The sequence below is a fragment of the Saccharospirillum sp. genome, assembly GCF_039982735.1.
Lineage (GTDB): Bacteria > Pseudomonadota > Gammaproteobacteria > Pseudomonadales > Natronospirillaceae > Saccharospirillum.
The window spans coordinates 53,409-71,308 of record NZ_JBDWXV010000017.1; the positions used below are offsets into that span (position 1 = coordinate 53,409).

Here is a 17,900-nt window from a genome sequence, read left to right on the forward strand (position 1 = left end):
CGTATAACCCCGGAATTCATGAAAACACCCACGCTGGCACCAACCCGGCAGCGTGCTGGTAGCAGACCCACTGCGTATTGAGCGCACCGACTTTCGGGTGATACAGCCTTACCGGCGAAGGAGCAGGCTAATGACCACCATGGCACAGCAACCCCAAAACAGCGACCTGGAATGGAGCCTGGACTCCATCCAGAGCCGCAACCAGGCGGTTGATTTTGTGCGCTGCTTTGAAAGCCGCCTATGCGTCTATTCGCCTTCGGTCGAACAATTCTACACCAACTACAGCCTGCACTTTCCCAGCACCGAAAACAGCAAGATGGTGGTGCTGCCTAACCCTTATGCTTTTCACGACACTTTCCATGGCGTCGTGCCGGAGGCGGTACGCGACACCGGCTTTCACATCGTTCCGGGCGAGCTGATCGGCAAAACCGGCTTTTACGTCATCGTCAAATACAAAAGCCGGGATGTAAAACCCGTACCCATACCCTTCAAACAAGCTCTGAAAAAGATGATTCGCACCCGCCACTCTGAAGACCCTTTCCTGCCCATGTTGGTGAAAGGTGACCTTCGAGAGTTCAATGCCAATATGCCCTGCCTGCACCTGCACAGGGTCAAGCTTGCTAACCTGACGCGCCGGTCCGAGTTTGAGAAAACCAGCATCCGCAATGCCATTGTCGACAAGATGACAGAGCTGTACCGGGATGCGGATTCTCTGGTTTAAGCAAACACCCTCCTAAACGTCAGGCTGATCCTATCACCCGCTTTCGCGCGAGCTGGCAAGCTGTGCTGCCAGTGGTGCTGCATGGCTCCAGACATCACCACCAGATCCCCCGGGTTCAACGTTACCGTGAGCGTCTCCCGGTGGTTTTCGTTGCGGCGCAGACGAAAATCGCGGGCATCGCCAAATGAGAGGGTGGCCACCGTGGGGTTATTGCCCAGCTCTGCTTCGTTATCGGCGTGCCACCCCATCCGGTCGGCTCCGTTGCGATACCAGTTGGCCAGAGCGAAATTGAAGTCACTGCCTGCCTGCCTGCCAACGGCGTCAATCAGCGGCTGCCAATGGGCGGGCCAGCCATTCATCACCCGGGTTTGGCCGCTGTAGCCGTAGCGAACACCCACATCGCCCAGCCAGGCTTCCAACCGTGGAATGGGGTGTTCCTGGCCATAAACCCGCACCCGGCTCTGCTCCCAGGGCAAATTCTCGACACAATCCTGCATCCAGGCCTCGGCGTTTGGCCACCAGTTCCGGTACACTTGCAGGCATCCCGATTGATCATCCAGTAAGGTTTCGCAGGTTCTCATGTCTACTTCCGCAGAAAGTGCCCAACAGTGGCTTTCCGAAAAACAGCCCTCGCTGGACGAAGTACAGCAGGTTGTTGCGCGCCTTGAACAACGCATCAGCCAGCATCAGGGCGATGAAGACTCAATACAAGGCTCGGTCGATGCCCTGATTCTGCTACAGGACCACATTGAATCGGAAAAGGCTCCCGCCGACCAGCCCTCCTCTGCAACCGACGCCCAACTCGACAGCGGCCAGCTGATTCCCGAGGCCGACCCGGTGCAACTCGAAGACGACGTCAAGCGTCGAGCGTTCGACGCGCTGAAAGACCAGTTCAAAGACTTATAAATTCACCTCACACTGGCCGGAAAACCGTCTAGGCTGACGAATATTAGGTTCGACTCTCGTGTTGGAGATTCCATGGGTTGCCCTTCGGCCTACCCGCCAGTTGAACCCGTGCCAGGAAACCCACCGGCTGCCGGGTAGGCCTCTCCGGGGTCGGCGTAAACCCGTCCATGGGGCCTAGACCGCAGCATCCATGCTGCGTACTTCCCCGGACAGGCATACCTGGCAGCCAGCGCTTGTTGCTGTGGAACCTCCAACTCCTGAGTATTTGAAGTAACCTGTGATTGTTACCCCGGCTAAAAAAACGGCCAAAAGAGGGCCCGACTTGTGTCACAGCGGTTTTACATTCCCTTGCAATGGATGATCAGTGCTGCCATTACGTTGAGCTTGCTCGTGCTCAGCCTTGCGCTGGTTACCCTCAGTTACCAGAGCACCCGGGAGACACTGCTTTCCGCCACGGTGTCTGCAGCCGAAAGTGCCTCTGAGCTTCTGGATGGCCACATCGACCAGTTGATTGAACCGGTCGCGAGCATCGTGGCCCAATTGCAATATGACCCGCTGGTCTCAGCCGTACGCTTTGAGGAACGCCTGAAGCGGCTTCCGGCCCTGGCTCAGGTACTGGCATCGAACGATGTGATCAGCGCTGTGTATGTTGGTTACCCGGATGGCGACTTCCTGCTGCTCAGGCCCATCAACAACGATCGCGCCCGGCGTGTGCTGGAAGCGCCGGACGACGCCCGCTATCTTCTGCAAAGTGTTGAACGTCGCAATGGCGAAACTCTGGGCCGGTGGGCCTGGTACGACGAGAACCTGCGCCTCAGAAGTATCGTCATTCGGCCCGACTACACCTTCGACCCGCGCAGCCGGCCCTGGTTTATCGACGCTGAAGCCAGTGACGAGCACATTCTGACCAACCCATATGTGTTCTATACCACCGGCGAAATCGGCATCAGTCTGGCCATCCAGTCGGCCACCGGTGCCATTTTCGCGGTGGATGCCTCCGTTGAAGACCTGTCACAGCAAGTCAATACGCTGTCACCGGTTCCAGGTACTCAGCTTGCCCTGGTCAGCGAAGGCAACAAGGTAATTGGTTATGAACATATCGAGCAGATGGTTCTGCCAGACATAAACAACAGCCTGCGCCTGGCCTTGCTGTCAGAGCTGAACCTCCCCGCCCTGAATGAAGTAGCAGACAGCGTTCAACCAGCCGGCACCCTGTTTCCCGTCACCATGGGCGACGAACCGGGGTTCGGGCTGTGGTCGCCTCTGTCGACCTTTGCCAATGAAAACCTGCGCGTGTTAATGGCCGTTCCGGAAGCCTCGCTGCTGGCCGATGCCAAAGCCCTGCTGCGCAAGCAGGTCGGGTTGTCGTTGTTGCTGGTTATCGCCTTCCTGCCCATTGGCTGGTGGCTCGGCAGCCGCATTGGCAAACCCCTGCATGAACTGGCTGGCCAGGTTGAGGCCATTGGTCGCTTCGAATTCGATGCTGACATAAAGGGTGTGCATTCCAACATCCGGGAAGTGCATGACCTGGGCCTGCACACCGAACGCATGGCGGGGATGATCACCAACTTCAGCCGCATCAGTCAGACACTGAACCGCTCGACCGATCTCGACAACATGATCAGCGAAGTCCTGCACGAACTGGCCTCTGCCGTCGGCGCAACAGACGCCGTTGTATACCTGAACAATACCGAACAAACCCGGCTGATTCGCGCCGGCCATGTTGGCCCCACCCGGGTCCCGGTTACGCTGACGCTGGGCGAAGACCCGGTGGCGGCCGTCACTGAAACCCTGGAGCGCGAAGACCAGCGGCTTACGACAACCAGGCTGATTAACCGGAGCAATCACCCCATCGGTGTACTGGCGATAAACCGGCCTGAGCAGACGATCATCACGGATGTTGAGTTTGAGCGTTTCCTGGAACGCATGGCCGGCTCGGTGGCTATTGCCATTGAAACCCGGCGCTTGTTCAAAGAACAGAAAGCGCTGTTCGACGGCATCATTCGCCTGCTGGCTGACGCCATCGATACCAAATCGCCCTATACCGGTGGTCATTGCGACCGGGTACCTCAGGTTGCCAGCATTTTGCTCAATAAGGTGGAAGCCCAGACCGAAGGCCCCTTTGCAGACTTCTCGCTGACGGCAGAAGAACGTTACGAATTCACCATAGCCGCCTGGTTGCACGACTGTGGCAAGATCACCACCCCTGAATACATTGTCGATAAAGCCACCAAGCTGGAGACACTGTACAACCGGCTGCACGAAATTCGCATGCGCTTTGAAGTGCTGCATCGCGATGCTGAAATCGATTATCTGGCCAGTCTGAACAAGGGCGGCGACCCACAGTTACTGGTGCAAAAACGCGACCGCCAGCAAGCCCAATTGCAGCATGACTTTGCCTTTATTGCCCGCTTGAACCTGGGCAGCGAGGCACAGGTGAGTGACGACGACATCGCGCGCATGAACCGAATTGGCGACCAGACCTGGTGGCGGCATTTCAGCGACCGCACCGGCATCTCCTTCGACGAAGCCGAACGCCTGTCCCGGGAACCCGAACCGCCGCTGCCCTGCCTGGAACTGCTGCTGGCCAACAAGCGCGAACATCGCGAACCCTGGGGCAGAAACCAGCCGCCGGTGGAAACCAACCACCCCAACAACCGCTGGGGTTTCGATATGCTGCTGCCGGAATACTCGGCCAATCAGGGCGAGCGATACAATCTGTCGATACGGCGCGGAACCCTCAACGACGAAGAGCGTTTCAAGATCAACAACCACATTGTTGAAACCTACCGGATGCTAACCACCCTGCCCTGGCCGCGGCATCTTGCCAGGGTGCCGGACATTGCCGCCAACCATCACGAACGGATGGATGGCACCGGTTACCCGCGCAAGCTGGATGGCAACGCCATGTCCGTCTCTGAACGCATTATGGCCATTGCCGATGTCTTCGAAGCGCTGACCGCCGCCGACCGGCCCTACAAACCGGCGAAAACCCTGTCGGAATCGCTCTCCATCATGGTATCGATGGCGCTGAATGGTCACTGCGACCCGGGTTTGCTTAAAGTCTTTATCGAAACCAGCGCCTATCGCACCTACGCCGTCGGCTTTCTAAAACCCGAGCAACTGGATGAAGTGGATGAAGCCGCTCTGGTGCGACGGCTCGAAGCGGGTTAGCCGAGTGACATACCAAGCCCTTTCCGTGCCTGTTAGAATGACGCCACAGTAACAGCCACCGAAGCAGGCACTCAGCATGGCAAAATCCCTGGCAGACCAATTGATGAAAGCGGGCCTGGTTGACAAGAACGCGGCCAAAAAGGCCGAGCGGGACAAACGCAAACAAAGCAAACACCAGCACAAGGGCCCGACCGATGCCGACCTGGAGAAACAGGCGCGGCTGCAACGCGAGCGCGATGAAAAAGTCGAACGCGACCGCCAGCTAAACCGTCAGCGGCAGGAGGCCGAACAGGCCAAGGCCATGAAAGCCCAGGCGGCTCAGATGCTCGAGCAAAACGCGCTGCGAGTCGATGGCGATGTGCGTTTCAGCTTTACCGATGCGCGCATCAACAAGATCAAACAGCTCTATGTCAGCCAGGAAATTCAGGACCAGTTGGCAAAAGGCCGGGTGGCCATTTGCTCGGTCGATGAGCGGTATTTGGTCGTGGCCAAAGCCGTCGCTGAAAAAATCGCGCAGCGTTTTGCCGAAGCCGTGATATTTTTGGCCGAGCCCGATGCAAACCAACCGGATGAAGACGACCCCTATGCCGACTTTGTGGTCCCCGACGATTTGATGTGGTGATAACCAGAGCACTGCAACAGTGCACTAAGCTACCAGGAACCCGACCACCATGGCGCATTTTGACGACTTTATCGACCTGCTGAAAGTACTGATCCGCGAACCCAGCGTGGTCGGGGCCGAGCATTCCTTCTTCCGGGTTCTGCAACGGGAACTGGAAGAGCGCGGCGCCAAGGTTACCTGGTACGAAGGCTTGCTGGTGGCTCAGGGCAACCAGCCCGACACCACTTATTTTTCGGCCCACATCGACCGCCATGGCCTGGTCTGCACCGGCCCGAATGAATTCCAGTATGCGGCTTTCGTGGCCGGCAGCCGGTCGGATTTACTGGGCAATTCGGTTTCGGAAGAACTGATGCGCAAGGTCGTCGACCGCTTCCCCAAAACACCGCTGATGGCCTATGAACCCTGGTCCGGCGCCTACCGGGGCGCTGGCACAATTGTTGACAGTTACATCTGTGAGCACCGCAATAACCTGATCTTCAACGTTGAGGGGCTCGACCACCTGGTCGCCGGCACACCGGTAGCCTTTCAGGATCGGCTACTGCATCAGGACGGCTTGCTCAGCGGCCAGCTGGACAACGTTCTCACCGCCGCCTGCCTGGTGCACCTGTTCGCACTCGGCTACCAGGGCACGGCGTTCTTTACCGCTCAGGAAGAAGCCGGGCGCAGCTGGCGTTATTTGCTGGAGTGGTTCCGCCGCTTCGGTGGTTCCACCAACCAGTTGGTCGTGGTCGACACCAGCCCCTACCCGGACAGAGCCAGCGCCGACATTCAGGATGTGGTGCTGCGCCACCGCGACGCCAACGCCGAGTTCAATCGCAACACCACGGAAAGCCTGGAAGCCCTGTGCAACAGCGAGGGCATCCGCTACAGCTTCAAGGACGACTACATCGCCCAGCGCAATGCAGAGCTGGAAGCCAGCGGGCAGAAACCGCAGTCACTCGGCAGCACCGAACTCGGCCGCATCACCGCCGCTTCCAACGGCCTGGTCCATGGCACCACCCTGCAAATCCCCACCACCGGCTACCACACCATGCAGGAAACCGCTCAAGTGGCCGCTGTGCAGTCGTTTTTGAGATTGCTTCATGGGATCGGCCACTGCGTGGCCTGACAGGCCCGTTGTTTTTGGTTGGTTGCCAGGCGTTCGTGCCAGCTACCGGGTAGGCCTCTCCGGGGTCGGCGTAAACCCGTCAATGGGGCCTAGGCTTCGGCATCCATGCCTCAGACTTCCCCGGAGAGGCCTACCCGGCAGCCAGCACTCGATTTCGCTGCCACTTTTATACCCTTCAAAAGACTGACCCACAAAATGCAGAAAGTCTTCCTGCCGAAATATTGGTATTTAAGGAAAAGTGCGGTGAATGGCAATCAGCAGAATAAAGAGAGTGTCAGTGTGGCACCGAAGACAAGGGACAGCGGTCGGGTATACCCGACTGCCAGGCCCGACCCACTGGCTACCAACCCTCAAGTCCCATGGAAGTCCCACATTTCTGGTAGGAAGGTGGTTTGCATTTCGTGGATCAGCCATTTGCGGAAGGCGGCGACTTTGGGGCGCTTCAGGTAGCGTTCCGGGGCGACCAGGTAATAGGAAAAGGCCATGGGGAGCTCGAAAGGGAAAACCTTGATCAGCCGGCCGCTAATGATGTGGCTTTGCACCAGCGACTTGCGAGCCAGGCCGACGAAGCCGCCGGCCAGGGTGATGTCGATCAGCATGCGCGAATCTTCAATGGTCATGGCCACGTTAAACCCCTCCCAGAGATACCCCTGTTGTCGTACCCAGCGGCCCCAGGGTTCTGGTTCGTAATCCAGATCTTCCACCAGGTCGACCGTGCGCAACCAGTCCAGTGTGGCGCCTTCAGGCGGCACCATGTCCGGTACGCAGACGGCCATTAAAGTGTCGTGCATCAGCCATTCAGACACCAGGCCCGGGTAACGGCCACTGCCAAAACGCAACGCAACATCGGTTTCACCATCGAAGGTATCGACCTTGTGAGTCGGGTTCAGCACCACCCGGTATTCGGGTTGTCGCTGGCGAAAGCTGCCCAGACGAGGCGCCAGCCAGGCGGACGCAAAAGAAGGAATGACCGAGACTTTCAACCGGTCCGGGTTTGGGTCGGCGCGTAAGCGGGAGACACCGGTGTTCAGGCTGGCAAACGCCTCCTGAACATAAGGCAACAAGGCGTGGCCTTCGGGCGTCAGCCGGACTTCCCGGTTCAGGCGTTCGAACAGTTTAACGCCCAGGTGTTCTTCCAACGTCCGAATTTGGTGGCTCACAGCGGCCTGGGTGACGAACAGATCTTCCGCAGCAAGCTTGAAACTGAGGTGTTCAGCGGCCAGGGCAAAGCATCGCAGGGTATTTAACGGGGGCAAACGGGCCAGTTGGGAGTCGGACATGAGGAAGCACCGGGTGTTTCAGTTAACCTCAGCTTACTTGAAATGCAATTTATATCAATTGTGGCTTATCTGAAACTGCCCGACAATGCACTCATCATCCCACTGCCTGAACAGGAGGCGAATCATGACTCAATATACGCTCAACACCCCTTTGGCCTGCTGTGAAATCAGCTCACCGGCTCCATTCGCACAGCGTTTGCTGGCGCAGTTCAAGCGCACCATTATGCGCTACAAGACGCGTCAGGATCTGGCCAGCCTGCCGGATTACCGCCTGCGTGACCTGGGGTTGACCCGCGATCAGGTCGTGCGTGAAATCATCAAGCCGATCTGGCGTTAAGCAGCACCCAACCTTCATCAGCCCCGCCGTCAGCGGGGCTTTCAAAAAGCCCGCGTCTTACTCAGCCGCGGGCTTTTTGCGTTTCATCGGCTTGTAGCCGCCATCGCGGTCTTCGGTCGGGCCACTGGGCCGGCTTGGGCGTGGGCCGGATTTGGCAGGCTTTTTGGCCTTGGCTTTGTCTTTGCCCTTTGGCTTTTTCGGTTTCTTCTTGCCATAAGCTTTGCCAGAGGCTCGTACCTTGGCTGGCCCCTGGTAGGTACTGGTGAGACCCGGCATGGTGGTTTTACCAAAACCGGCACCCAGGTATTTGTGGATGCGGGCCATCAGGTCCCATTCGTTCGGGCCAATCAGGCTGACGGCTCTGCCCGGCTGGCCAGCCCGGCCGGTGCGGCCGACTCGATGCAGGTATTCATCGCCCTTGCGCGCCAGATCGAAATTCACCACCAGTTCTACACTGGGCAAGTCGAGCCCACGAGCGGCGACATCGGTGGTGACCAGCACTTTGTATTTGCCGCTACGCATGCCACTGACCACGGCGTTGCGTTCTTCCTGAGTCAGGTTGCCGTGCAGAATGCCGCAGCGGCGGGTACCACTGAGCAGTAGCGAATGCAGCCGTTCAGCTTTGACGATGGTGTTGGTGAAAATAATGACCTGCTGGTTGGGGTTTTCATCCAACAGGGCAAAGATCAACTTCTCTTTGAAGCGATCGTCATGCGCCAGCATGTATTGCTGGCGAATGTTATCGGGCACCGAGCGCGAGGCATGCAGCGAAATGGTCTCCGGCTGGTGCAGCAGCTTTTTGGCCATAGCTAAAACACCGCCATGCTCCAGCGTGGCTGAAAACAGCAGCGTCTGGCGCGTCGGAGAGCAATGTTCGGTAATGGCGATGACATCATCCCGGAAGCCCATGTCGAGCATGCGGTCGGCTTCATCGAACACCAGGAATTCGATGTCAGACAGTTCCAGGCTGCGCCGCTCCAGGTGCTCCTTCAACCGGCCCGGCGTGGCGATCAGAATGTCGGGCGTCTTGCGCAGTTCCGCAGCCTGTTCCTGAAACGACGCGCCGCCGGTGATGCTCAGGCTGGTCACGTTGATGGCACTGCCGAGCTGGCGACACACTTGCTGGATCTGACGGGCCAGCTCACGGGTCGGTGCCAGTATCAGCGCCCGAATGCCGGTATTGGGCGACGAGCGACGATTGAACATAGACACCATGGGCAAGACAAACGCCACGGTTTTACCGCTGCCGGTCTGGGCGCTGACCATCAGGTCCTTGCCGTCCAGAATGCGCGGTATCACCGCTTCCTGTACGTCGGTGGCTTCGAGAATGCCGTGCTTGGTTAACGCAGCGGAAAGCGGTGGGACGATGTCTAATTCATCAAACACTGAATGGTTACCTTATTGATCGGACAGGCTGGGCGATACAAGCGCCACGGATTGGCAGCGAGTATAGCAGACCCGCACCCGCAAACGACTCCCCCCAAACGTGCCTACAGCGACACTGACTGTCAGGTAAAAGTTCCGTCAGATCGATTACCCGCTATCGGTTTATCGGTAGGCTATCGTTTTATTGATAGATTGTGGGCGAGTAATACCACAGCGAGCGCTGTGCCAAAGAACAGCAACCCAGAGGATGCACAATGAATACACGTGGCTTGATCGACCAGTTGCTTCAATCCGGTGGCAATCTGATGCAAAACCCCTCTGTCAGCCAGGCTAAAAATGTGGCGACTGACAAGGCTTCCCAGTTGTCAGGCCTGCTTGGGGGCAACGCTGGCGGCCTGCTTTCAGGGGCTGGCGGTGGCCTGCTTGCCGGTGGCGCGCTCGGGTTACTACTTGGCAACAAGAAGCTGCGCAAAACCGGTGGTAAAGTGGCGGGCAACCTGGCCATGTATGGCGGCCTGGCGGCACTGGGCGCGGTGGCTTACAAGGCCTACAGCAACTATCAGCAAAACCAGGCCAGTGCCCCGCAGGGTGAACCGCAAACCGTCGATCGTCTGCCCGATGCCCAGGCGGAACAGCACAGCAATGCCATTCTGCGAGCCGTGATAGGGGCCGCCAAGGCCGACGGTCACATCGACGACAAGGAGCGCGCCCTGATCGATGGTGAGTTCGAGAAACTGAGTGACGATGCCGAGATGACCCGGTGGCTCAACCAGGAATTGCAAAAGCCACTCGACCCCGCCGACGTAGCCCGGGCGGCCACAACACCGGAAATGGGCGCAGAGATGTACTTGGCAAGCCTGCTGGTAATTGATGACCAGAACTACATGGAAAAGGCGTATCTCGGCGAGCTGGCGCGGCAGTTAAAACTGGACCCGGCACTCGTTCAGGAGCTGGACAACCAGGTCACCGGCATGGCGTGACGGTCGGCGTCACGCCGACAGCCAGCCCACCACACCCCGTATCAACATGCTGGCCCCTGTGGCCAGCAGCACCATTAACACCACTCGGGCAAACACCTGTGGCGACATCCGGTCCCGCAGGCGCTGGCCTATGAGCATGCCGAGCACGGCGGGCACAAACAGCAGCACCGACATCAGGCCGTCATACCGGGTAACCAGACCCTGGCTGCCCAGGCCAACCGCGAGCACGATGGTGCCGGTAAACAACACAAAGCTCGCGGCGAATATGAACTCGGTTTTCTGCAAACCTGCGGCGATCAAAACCTGCAGCGAAGGAAACCCGAAAAAAGACGTCAGCCCGCCAAACAGACCACTGAAAAAACCGCTGATGACGTACAGCATTGTCTTTCTCTCAGGCGAGACTTTCAGGGGTTTCGACAACTGCGCCGCGATGGAAATGATCATCACCCCGCCGAGCACCATCGACAGCACATGGGTGTTCAGTGCCGACAGCAGCTGCACTGTCATCGCCATGGTCGTCAACAACACACCCACCAATAACCAGATCTGACCCAACACCCGCCACTGTTTGCGCGTCTGCGCCAGCTGCACAATGTTGGTGGCAAACCCGGAAGCCAGCACCCAGCCCATGGCCTGGGTAATGGGCACATTAAACAGAATGGTCGATGCCGGTATGGCAATAAAGGGCATGCCGAAACCCGAAATCCCCTTCACCATGCCCGACGCCATAAAAATCAGCGCCAGCCAGGGCAACAGCGACAACAGGGTTTCAAAGGTCATTCAGTATTGGCTCTGTGATTGGAAGAGGAACGTCAAGATTAACGACTGAACGATGGATTGCCAGCAACGCGAGCAATACAGTGCGTTTCACCTACCCAATGCGTTGCCTGCAAGCATTGGCCAGTACGGCCTTGTTTATCGCATTTGTTCAAAGACGTCATCGGCCAGTGCCATCGATGCCGTCAGTCCGGGGGATTCGATACCGAACAGATTCATCAGGCCCGGGTGAGTGGGCGATGTGCTCAGCACAAAATCATCCGCCAGGGTTCCAGCTATTCGAACTTTGGGACGCACACCCGCATAAGACGGCACCAGTTTTCCCGGATCAATACCCGGCAAATAGGTTTGAACGGCGCGGGCAAAGTCAGCCGCGCGGGCCGGGTCGACTTCATAGTCCGGCTCATCGCTGTCGAGAAAGGTGACGTCGGGACCGAAGCGGGGCTGGCCGTTCAGATCGAGCGTCAGATGAATACCGAGTCCGCCCGGCTCAGGCGTTGGGTAAAGCAGGTGCGACACTGGCAACTGGCCGCTGTAGCCGAAGTAACAGCCTTTGGCGTAGGCGGCGGTTGGCACGTCCGGCAACGCCGGCGCTACCGAGCGCGCAATAGTCAAAGCACCCAGGCCCGCTGCATTGATGACCCTGGATGCCTCTATTTGCGAGCGCTCACCGTCGCTGTCGACCACCGATACTTGCCAGTGATCGCCCTGCTTCATCACTCGCTCAACCTGGTGATGGCAAACCACATCGCCCTCATGGGCTTCTATGTCCGCCTGAAACGCCAGCATCAGTGCATGAGAATCGATAATGCCGGTGTTCGGCGACCAGAGTGCCCGGCGACAGGCTACCTCGGGTTCCATACTGGCCACTTGCGGCTGCGACAGGTCTTCCAGCGACACGCCGTTGGCCGCCGCTGTCGACTGAAGTTTGACTAGCGTTGCTTCACCCGGTTCGTCAGTCGCCAGAATCAGCTTGCCCAACAGGCGGTGCGGGACCTGGCGTTCCTGGCAATAGGCGACCAGTTGCTCGCGCCCCTGCACACACAACCGGGCCTTGAGCGACCCCGGGCGATAGTAAATGCCAGCATGCAGCACTTCAGAATTGCGCGAACTGGTTTCCTGACCCGGCGTGGGGTGCTGTTCCAGCACCATGACCGACTGGCCAGCAATCGCAAAGCGGCGGGCTATGGCCAGGCCGACGACACCGGCGCCAATAACAATGACATCCATGGGGTTTCAACAATCTACAACAATGAATATCTGAAGTTTAACCGATTCAGCCCCGACCGGCACATCAGGCCCAGGGTATAACCGACTTGGTGAGCGCGACCAACACCATATAGCCAAACACTAGCAGCGCCAGCACCGCGTACGCGGCCCTGCCCCGCGGCGTTCTGGCGCGCTTTATCGCCCAGGCGCCCAGCAGGATGTATAGCACCAGAGCGATCAGCTTGGCCGTCAACCAGGGCAGTTCTGTTGGCCAGAGGCCAAGCCGGACCAGCATCCAGACGCCCAGTGTGAGTAACAGGGTGTCAACAAGGTGAGGCAGGGTTCGCGCCCAACGTTGCTGCAACCAACCAGCGCCCAGTACCGAAGCGACAGCCCTTACAACAAAGAATAGACCGCTGATCACGACAAAGGTGACGTGAAAGTCGCGAATGAATCCGTAGGCCATGCCGCCCTCTGTTAGTCGGTTGCTCTAATGGCAGTGTACCCCAGCCACAATAAGATGTATTCTACATGATTCTTTAAAGGAAATCATTATGCCCAGCCCATTACCCGCCGTCTGGCTCAGCTATGCGTTCCGACCCTTTTTTCTGGCCAACGCCCTGTACGCCATCGTCGCCATACTGGCGTGGGTCGCCTACCTGTTTGGCGGCTGGCCGATACCCTTAACCTGGTCACCGCTGCACTGGCACAGCCATGAAATGCTCTTTGGCTGGGTACCAGCCGCCATTGCCGGTTTTCTGCTGACCGCCATGACCAACTGGACCGGCGCACGGCCGCTGGCGGGTGGAAAGTTGCTGGCCTTGTTGCTGCTATGGGTGGCTGGCCGACTGATGTTCCTGACCGCAAGCATTTGGCCAGCCTGGCTGGTCGCCCTGGTAGACCTCTCGTTTCTGGCGACATTGGCGGTCTATGTGGCAGTGGTACTGGTTAGCCACAAGAACCACCGAAACCTGATGCTGGTTGGCGTGCTGACCGTGTTACTGGCGGGCAATGGTCTGATGCACCTGGGTTTTATCACGGGCTCAAGCCATTGGCTGAACAGCGGTGAGCAACTGGGCCTTAGCCTGGTCACCCTGTTAATGGCCGTTATTGCCGGGCGCATCGTACCGGCCTTTACCGGGAACTGGCTGCGCCTAAACGGCAAAAACAGCCTGGTTCGTCGCCCGGCCTGGCTCGACCGGGCAGCGCTGCTGAGCATCGCGCTGTTAATTCCGCTGGATCTGCTGCCCGTCAGCAGCAGTGTCACCGGGCCACTGGCCGTGTTTGCCGGGTTAACCAATGGGTTACGCCTGGCGCTCTGGCAAGGCGTACACACCTGGCGCGAACCCCTGCTCTGGGTGCTGCATCTGGCTTACGCCTGGCTGGGTCTATCGCTTGTATTCCGTGGCTTGAGTGATCTGTCGCTGCTGAGTGCCACTCACTTCTGGCAACACAGCCTGGGGCTCGGTGCCATGGCCACACTGATTCTCGGTGTGATGACCCGGGTCGCACTGGGTCACACTGGCCGGCCGCTGAAACTGCCCCGGCATGCCATCTGGAGTTATTGGCTAATCACTCTGGCGACCTTGCTGCGCCTGGCGGCATCGGCACAATGGCTCGACTATCGCTGGGCCGTTAACTTTTCTGCCCTGGCCTGGATACTCGCCTTTGGTGTCTTTATCGCCTGCTATACGACGATTCTGATCACGCCCCGTACCGACGCGCCCCGGCCATAACGACCCGGCCGGAGAACCGCGAACCAATTCGTGTCTTGACACCCATAAAGATATATACATAATGACTCTTATAAAGATTCATTTATTTTGAATCTTTATAAGAACCGAGCCGCGTAAGGCTCCTCCACATACAGGAGACTATTATGGACGCTCATCAAAGACTGGAACTGGCCCACACCCTTATGCTACTGGCTGCTCTGGGGTTCCTGGTTGCCACCCTGAATGCCTACGTCTGGGATTTTAATCAGAGCCTGGGGGTGCAAATACTGTCACACGTGCTGATGCTGGTCTTTCCTGCGGTACTCAAGCTTTCCTATGTACTGCGGCTGCACTCGCTGAAAAGCCTGGGGCTGGAGGCGCACTAATGTTCAGTTAGCAGGTTGTTGAAAAAGGCTTCCTGCCTTTTTCAAAACACGAAAACCAAAAATCGCGATTTTTGCTTCTCTCGCAAAATCAATGACTTAACAGTCATCAATTTTGCCGGAACGTCCATGTTCCGGTAGCAGGCGGCTGAAATCCTTTGAATTTCAACAGCCTGCTAGACAATGCGCAGTATCCGGGTCAGGTCGACCTGGTTCCTGGGTTGAATCAGGTCGGCCAGGGTGTATTGATCAAGCGTTGTCAGAAACGCCGTGCGTGCCTCGTTCAGTATGTTTTTCAAATTGCAGACCGGCGCTATGGAACATTCGTTGGCTGCAGAAAAACACTCGACCAGGTTCATGTCGGTTTCAGTCTCACGAAACAACACTCCAATGTTGATGTTCGCCGGGTCCTGCCCCAGCCGCAGCCCCCCGTTTTTGCCCCGCACCGCACTGACATACCCCAGCTGATTCAACTGGTTCACCACCTTCATCAGGTGGCTTTTGGAAATGCTGTAACTGTCGGCAATGGCCTGAATCGTCGTCAGGCGTTCCGGGTCGGAAGAGAGGTAGATCAGCACGCGCAGGGCATAATCGGAATAACGGGTGATGTGCATGACAGGTTTCCTGGCCAGGTTGCTTATGCGTTCAAATATAACATGAATGACAAATAACGCTTTAGAGGCCGTAGAGAAAATAATGTTTCCGGCTCGATTGACAGCCACCGCAGTTAAGCTATAACTGTGGCTGGAGAACGCTCCCAAAAGGCTCTCCCGTTAACTAAAAACGGAGCCATCGTCATGAGTAAAGAAAAGAACAAAGGCCACAAGGAAAAGAAAAAGCCCAAGGCCGCCAAAGTCGGTAACAAACCTTCCGACCTCCACAAGCCAGCCAACACCGTTGGCGGCGCCATTGAGCGGGATCATCACAAACACGATCACTGACACCCCCGCACCTGACAGGTCACGCCTACCCTGCGTGGCCTGCTCGCCCCCCACTCAAACCACTCGTAAATCAACCCTGACGACCGCAATACCATTACACCTGTGGCGGTTAAACGGCTAGGCTGAGTTCACATTTCAAAACTGTGAACAGGAGCCTGGCAATGGCACACCCCTGGTGGAAAACGTCTGTGGTCTATCAGATATACCCGCGCAGCTTTATGGACAGCAACGGCGATGGCATGGGGGATCTGAATGGCATCATCAGCAAACTGGATTACCTTGCTCTGCTTGGTATCGACGTGATCTGGCTGTCACCGGTGTTCAAATCACCGATGGACGACAACGGCTATGATATTTCCGACTACGATGACATAGCACCCGAATTCGGCACCCTGGCCGATATGGAACGGCTGATAGCCGAGGCCCGGGTGCGCGATATCAAGATCATTATGGATCTGGTGGTCAACCACAGCTCGGACGAGCACCTCTGGTTCGAGTCGGCTCGTCAATCCAAAGACAGCCCCTACCGCGATTACTACATCTGGCGCGACGCACAGTCGGACGGCTCGCTGCCGAACGACATTCGCAGCTACTTCGGCGGCCCGGCCTGGACCTTCAATCCGGCCACCAACGATTATTATTTTCACCAGTTCTCAACCAAACAACCGGACCTGAACTGGGACAACCCGGCCGTTCCGGACGCCGTGCACGCAATGATGAACCGCTGGCTCGACCGCGGCATCGCCGGCTTTCGCATGGATGTTATCGACCTTATTGGCAAGGACGTCGACAACAACGTGCTCGCTAACGGCCCCACCCTGCACAGCCACTTAAAGGCCATGCACCAGGCCACGCTAAAAGGCCGGGATGCCCTAACCGTGGGCGAAACCTGGAGTGTCACCCCCGAAACCGCCCAGTTGTATTCGGCTCCGGAACGCGAAGAATTATCGATGGTGTTCCAGTTTGAGCACATCGAACTGACCTTCGACCCGGTGCATGGCAAATGGCGCCCGCGGGAGTTTGATCTGGTTGCGCTCAAACACGTGTTCGCCAAATGGCAGACCGAACTCGAGGGCCAGGGCTGGAACTCCCTGTTCTGGAACAACCACGACCTGCCCCGAGCAGTCTCCAAATACGGCGATGATGGCGAGTATCGGGAGGCCTCTGCCAAGGCGCTGGCCACCGTACTGCATGGCATGCAAGGCACGCCCTATGTCTACCAGGGTGAAGAGATAGGCATGACCAACGTGGCGTTCAAGGTGATTGAGGATTACCAGGACATCGAAACCCGCAACCTCTTTGCGGAACGGCTGGAACAGGGTGATGCGCCCGATGCGCTGATGGCCGCTATTCACAAAAACAGCCGCGACAACGCCCGCACACCCATGCAGTGGGATGCCAGCGACAATGCCGGCTTCAGCTCTGCCAAGCCCTGGCTGAAAGTGAACCCGAATTACCCCGAGATCAACGTTGAGGCCAGCCTGGAAGATCAGAACTCCATCTTCTATCACTATCAGCGGTTGATTCAGTTGCGTAAAACCAACCCCACCCTGATAGACGGCCAGTTTAAACTGTTGCTGGCAGACCACCCTCAGGTATTCGCCTACCTGCGCAAGACCGATTCTGAAACATTATTGGTGGTGGGTAACCTTTCATCCGAACACTTGACCGTGCCACTGTCGGACAACCTGCGGTCCGATTCAGCGCAGGTTCTCGTTTGCAGCGGCACATCAAGAACCGGGCTGAGCCAAAGGGTCGAACTGGCCCCTTACGATGCTTTTATTATGTCGCTGGGTTAACGACGGCGGACTGGCCGAGCGCGTCTTCCAGCTTGGCCATCGCTTTCAATAAAGCACCGCGTTCAGCGCCGGACAAGGCAGAAAGCAACGAGGCCTCCCAGGCCTGAGCTTCGGGCAATAACTGATTGAGCAGAGCGCACCCGGCTTCGGTTAGCCGCAGGTGGTGGGCGCGCTGATCCTGCTGGTCCGGGCTGCGACTGATCAGTTGCCTATCCACGAGAACCTGCACGGCGCGCGAAACCCTGGCTTTATCCATGCGGGTTGCATCCCGAATCTGCTTGGCAGTGAGCACCTCACACTGGTTCAGCCAGGCCAGCACCCGCCACTGCGCAATGGTCAGTGAATACGACGACTCATACAGATGCGCCAGTTGCTCGCTGATCTGATCCGCCAGGCGGTTGAGGCGGTAAGGCAGGAATTGGTCCAGATCGAACTGGGCGTCGCTGGCATAATGTGTCATGGGGTGTCTTTCCGGGTAGAGCCTGGCAGAATGGTTGCACAGGGAACCATTCAGGTCCAGTCACCAGACTGAACCTCTGCAAGACTCATCCAGATCAGAGTA

General features: G+C 57.6%; 19 protein-coding genes. 11 read left to right on the plus strand and 8 right to left on the minus strand.

Going from position 1 to position 17,900, the window contains the following annotated elements:
* The first annotated feature begins 130 nt into the window (after positions 1-130).
* The gene (locus tag ABJT94_RS14665; protein WP_348476958.1) at positions 131-721 is read left to right on the plus strand and encodes a hypothetical protein; all 591 of its coding nucleotides are present in this window, start codon (positions 131-133) and stop codon (positions 719-721) included.
* Here the strand turns inward: ABJT94_RS14665 and ABJT94_RS14670 are convergent.
* On the minus strand, positions 718-1,302 hold the full coding sequence (locus tag ABJT94_RS14670; RefSeq protein WP_348476959.1) for an alpha-ketoglutarate-dependent dioxygenase AlkB: 585 nt from the start codon (positions 1,300-1,302) through the stop codon (positions 718-720). The genes ABJT94_RS14665 and ABJT94_RS14670 overlap by 4 nt on opposite strands.
* Between ABJT94_RS14670 and ABJT94_RS14675 the strand changes: the two genes are divergently transcribed.
* The 4 genes from ABJT94_RS14675 to ABJT94_RS14690 all read left to right on the plus strand — a co-directional run bounded on the left by ABJT94_RS14675 (position 1,301) and on the right by ABJT94_RS14690 (position 6,531).
* Positions 1,301-1,627: a hypothetical protein gene (locus ABJT94_RS14675; RefSeq protein WP_348476961.1), complete on the plus strand. Its 327-nt coding sequence runs from the start codon at positions 1,301-1,303 to the stop codon at positions 1,625-1,627. The two genes, ABJT94_RS14670 and ABJT94_RS14675, sit on opposite strands and share 2 nt — an antisense overlap.
* Positions 1,628-1,951: 324 nt before the next feature.
* On the plus strand, positions 1,952-4,801 hold the full coding sequence (locus ABJT94_RS14680; protein ID WP_348476963.1) for an HD domain-containing phosphohydrolase: 2,850 nt from the start codon (positions 1,952-1,954) through the stop codon (positions 4,799-4,801).
* 76 nt (positions 4,802-4,877) lie between these two features.
* The gene (locus tag ABJT94_RS14685) at positions 4,878-5,423 is read left to right on the plus strand and encodes a DUF2058 domain-containing protein (protein WP_348476964.1); all 546 of its coding nucleotides are present in this window, start codon (positions 4,878-4,880) and stop codon (positions 5,421-5,423) included.
* A 49-nt stretch (positions 5,424-5,472) separates the two neighbouring features.
* The gene (locus ABJT94_RS14690) at positions 5,473-6,531 is read left to right on the plus strand and encodes a peptidase M42 (RefSeq protein WP_348476965.1); all 1,059 of its coding nucleotides are present in this window, start codon (positions 5,473-5,475) and stop codon (positions 6,529-6,531) included.
* A gap of 350 nt (positions 6,532-6,881) precedes the next feature.
* On the opposite strand, the gene ABJT94_RS14695 is transcribed toward ABJT94_RS14690, so the two are convergent.
* Positions 6,882-7,811: a LysR substrate-binding domain-containing protein gene (locus ABJT94_RS14695; protein ID WP_348476967.1), complete on the minus strand. Its 930-nt coding sequence runs from the start codon at positions 7,809-7,811 to the stop codon at positions 6,882-6,884.
* A 124-nt stretch (positions 7,812-7,935) separates the two neighbouring features.
* Here ABJT94_RS14695 and ABJT94_RS14700 point away from each other — a divergent pair, with 124 nt between their 5' ends.
* Positions 7,936-8,148: a DUF1127 domain-containing protein gene (locus ABJT94_RS14700; RefSeq protein WP_213676914.1), complete on the plus strand. Its 213-nt coding sequence runs from the start codon at positions 7,936-7,938 to the stop codon at positions 8,146-8,148.
* A gap of 57 nt (positions 8,149-8,205) precedes the next feature.
* On the opposite strand, the gene ABJT94_RS14705 is transcribed toward ABJT94_RS14700, so the two are convergent.
* The gene (locus ABJT94_RS14705) at positions 8,206-9,534 is read right to left on the minus strand and encodes a DEAD/DEAH box helicase (RefSeq protein WP_348476969.1); all 1,329 of its coding nucleotides are present in this window, start codon (positions 9,532-9,534) and stop codon (positions 8,206-8,208) included.
* A 254-nt stretch (positions 9,535-9,788) separates the two neighbouring features.
* On the opposite strand from ABJT94_RS14705, the gene ABJT94_RS14710 reads away from it, so the two are divergent.
* Positions 9,789-10,514, plus strand: coding sequence for a tellurite resistance TerB family protein (locus tag ABJT94_RS14710; protein ID WP_348476970.1), 726 nt, complete (start codon positions 9,789-9,791; stop codon positions 10,512-10,514).
* Between the two features lie 9 nt (positions 10,515-10,523).
* On the opposite strand, the gene ABJT94_RS14715 is transcribed toward ABJT94_RS14710, so the two are convergent.
* The 3 genes from ABJT94_RS14715 to ABJT94_RS14725 all read right to left on the minus strand — a co-directional run bounded on the left by ABJT94_RS14715 (position 10,524) and on the right by ABJT94_RS14725 (position 12,966).
* Positions 10,524-11,294 carry a sulfite exporter TauE/SafE family protein gene (locus tag ABJT94_RS14715; protein WP_348476971.1) on the minus strand — a complete coding sequence of 257 codons (771 nt, stop codon included), beginning with the start codon at positions 11,292-11,294 and terminating at the stop codon, positions 10,524-10,526.
* A 135-nt stretch (positions 11,295-11,429) separates the two neighbouring features.
* On the minus strand, positions 11,430-12,521 hold the full coding sequence (locus tag ABJT94_RS14720) for an NAD(P)/FAD-dependent oxidoreductase (RefSeq protein ID WP_348476973.1): 1,092 nt from the start codon (positions 12,519-12,521) through the stop codon (positions 11,430-11,432).
* Between the two features lie 64 nt (positions 12,522-12,585).
* Complete coding sequence (locus ABJT94_RS14725) at positions 12,586-12,966, minus strand: SirB2 family protein (protein ID WP_348476975.1); 381 nt, start codon at positions 12,964-12,966, stop codon at positions 12,586-12,588.
* A gap of 88 nt (positions 12,967-13,054) precedes the next feature.
* Between ABJT94_RS14725 and ABJT94_RS14730 the strand changes: the two genes are divergently transcribed.
* On the plus strand, positions 13,055-14,236 hold the full coding sequence (locus tag ABJT94_RS14730) for an NnrS family protein (protein WP_348476977.1): 1,182 nt from the start codon (positions 13,055-13,057) through the stop codon (positions 14,234-14,236).
* 143 nt (positions 14,237-14,379) lie between these two features.
* A complete protein-coding gene (locus ABJT94_RS14735) occupies positions 14,380-14,601 on the plus strand; it encodes a hypothetical protein (protein ID WP_348476978.1) in 222 nt (73 codons plus the stop codon).
* A 173-nt stretch (positions 14,602-14,774) separates the two neighbouring features.
* Here ABJT94_RS14735 and ABJT94_RS14740 read toward each other — a convergent pair whose 3' ends face one another.
* On the minus strand, positions 14,775-15,212 hold the full coding sequence (locus tag ABJT94_RS14740; protein ID WP_348476979.1) for an Rrf2 family transcriptional regulator: 438 nt from the start codon (positions 15,210-15,212) through the stop codon (positions 14,775-14,777).
* A 183-nt stretch (positions 15,213-15,395) separates the two neighbouring features.
* On the opposite strand from ABJT94_RS14740, the gene ABJT94_RS14745 reads away from it, so the two are divergent.
* Both ABJT94_RS14745 and ABJT94_RS14750 read left to right on the plus strand, forming a co-directional pair.
* On the plus strand, positions 15,396-15,539 hold the full coding sequence (locus tag ABJT94_RS14745; RefSeq protein ID WP_348476980.1) for a hypothetical protein: 144 nt from the start codon (positions 15,396-15,398) through the stop codon (positions 15,537-15,539).
* A 161-nt stretch (positions 15,540-15,700) separates the two neighbouring features.
* On the plus strand, positions 15,701-17,338 hold the full coding sequence (locus tag ABJT94_RS14750) for an alpha-glucosidase (RefSeq protein WP_348476981.1): 1,638 nt from the start codon (positions 15,701-15,703) through the stop codon (positions 17,336-17,338).
* Here the strand turns inward: ABJT94_RS14750 and ABJT94_RS14755 are convergent.
* Positions 17,322-17,798, minus strand: coding sequence for a MarR family winged helix-turn-helix transcriptional regulator (locus ABJT94_RS14755; RefSeq protein ID WP_348476983.1), 477 nt, complete (start codon positions 17,796-17,798; stop codon positions 17,322-17,324). The genes ABJT94_RS14750 and ABJT94_RS14755 overlap by 17 nt on opposite strands.
* Positions 17,799-17,900: the final 102 nt, after the last annotated feature.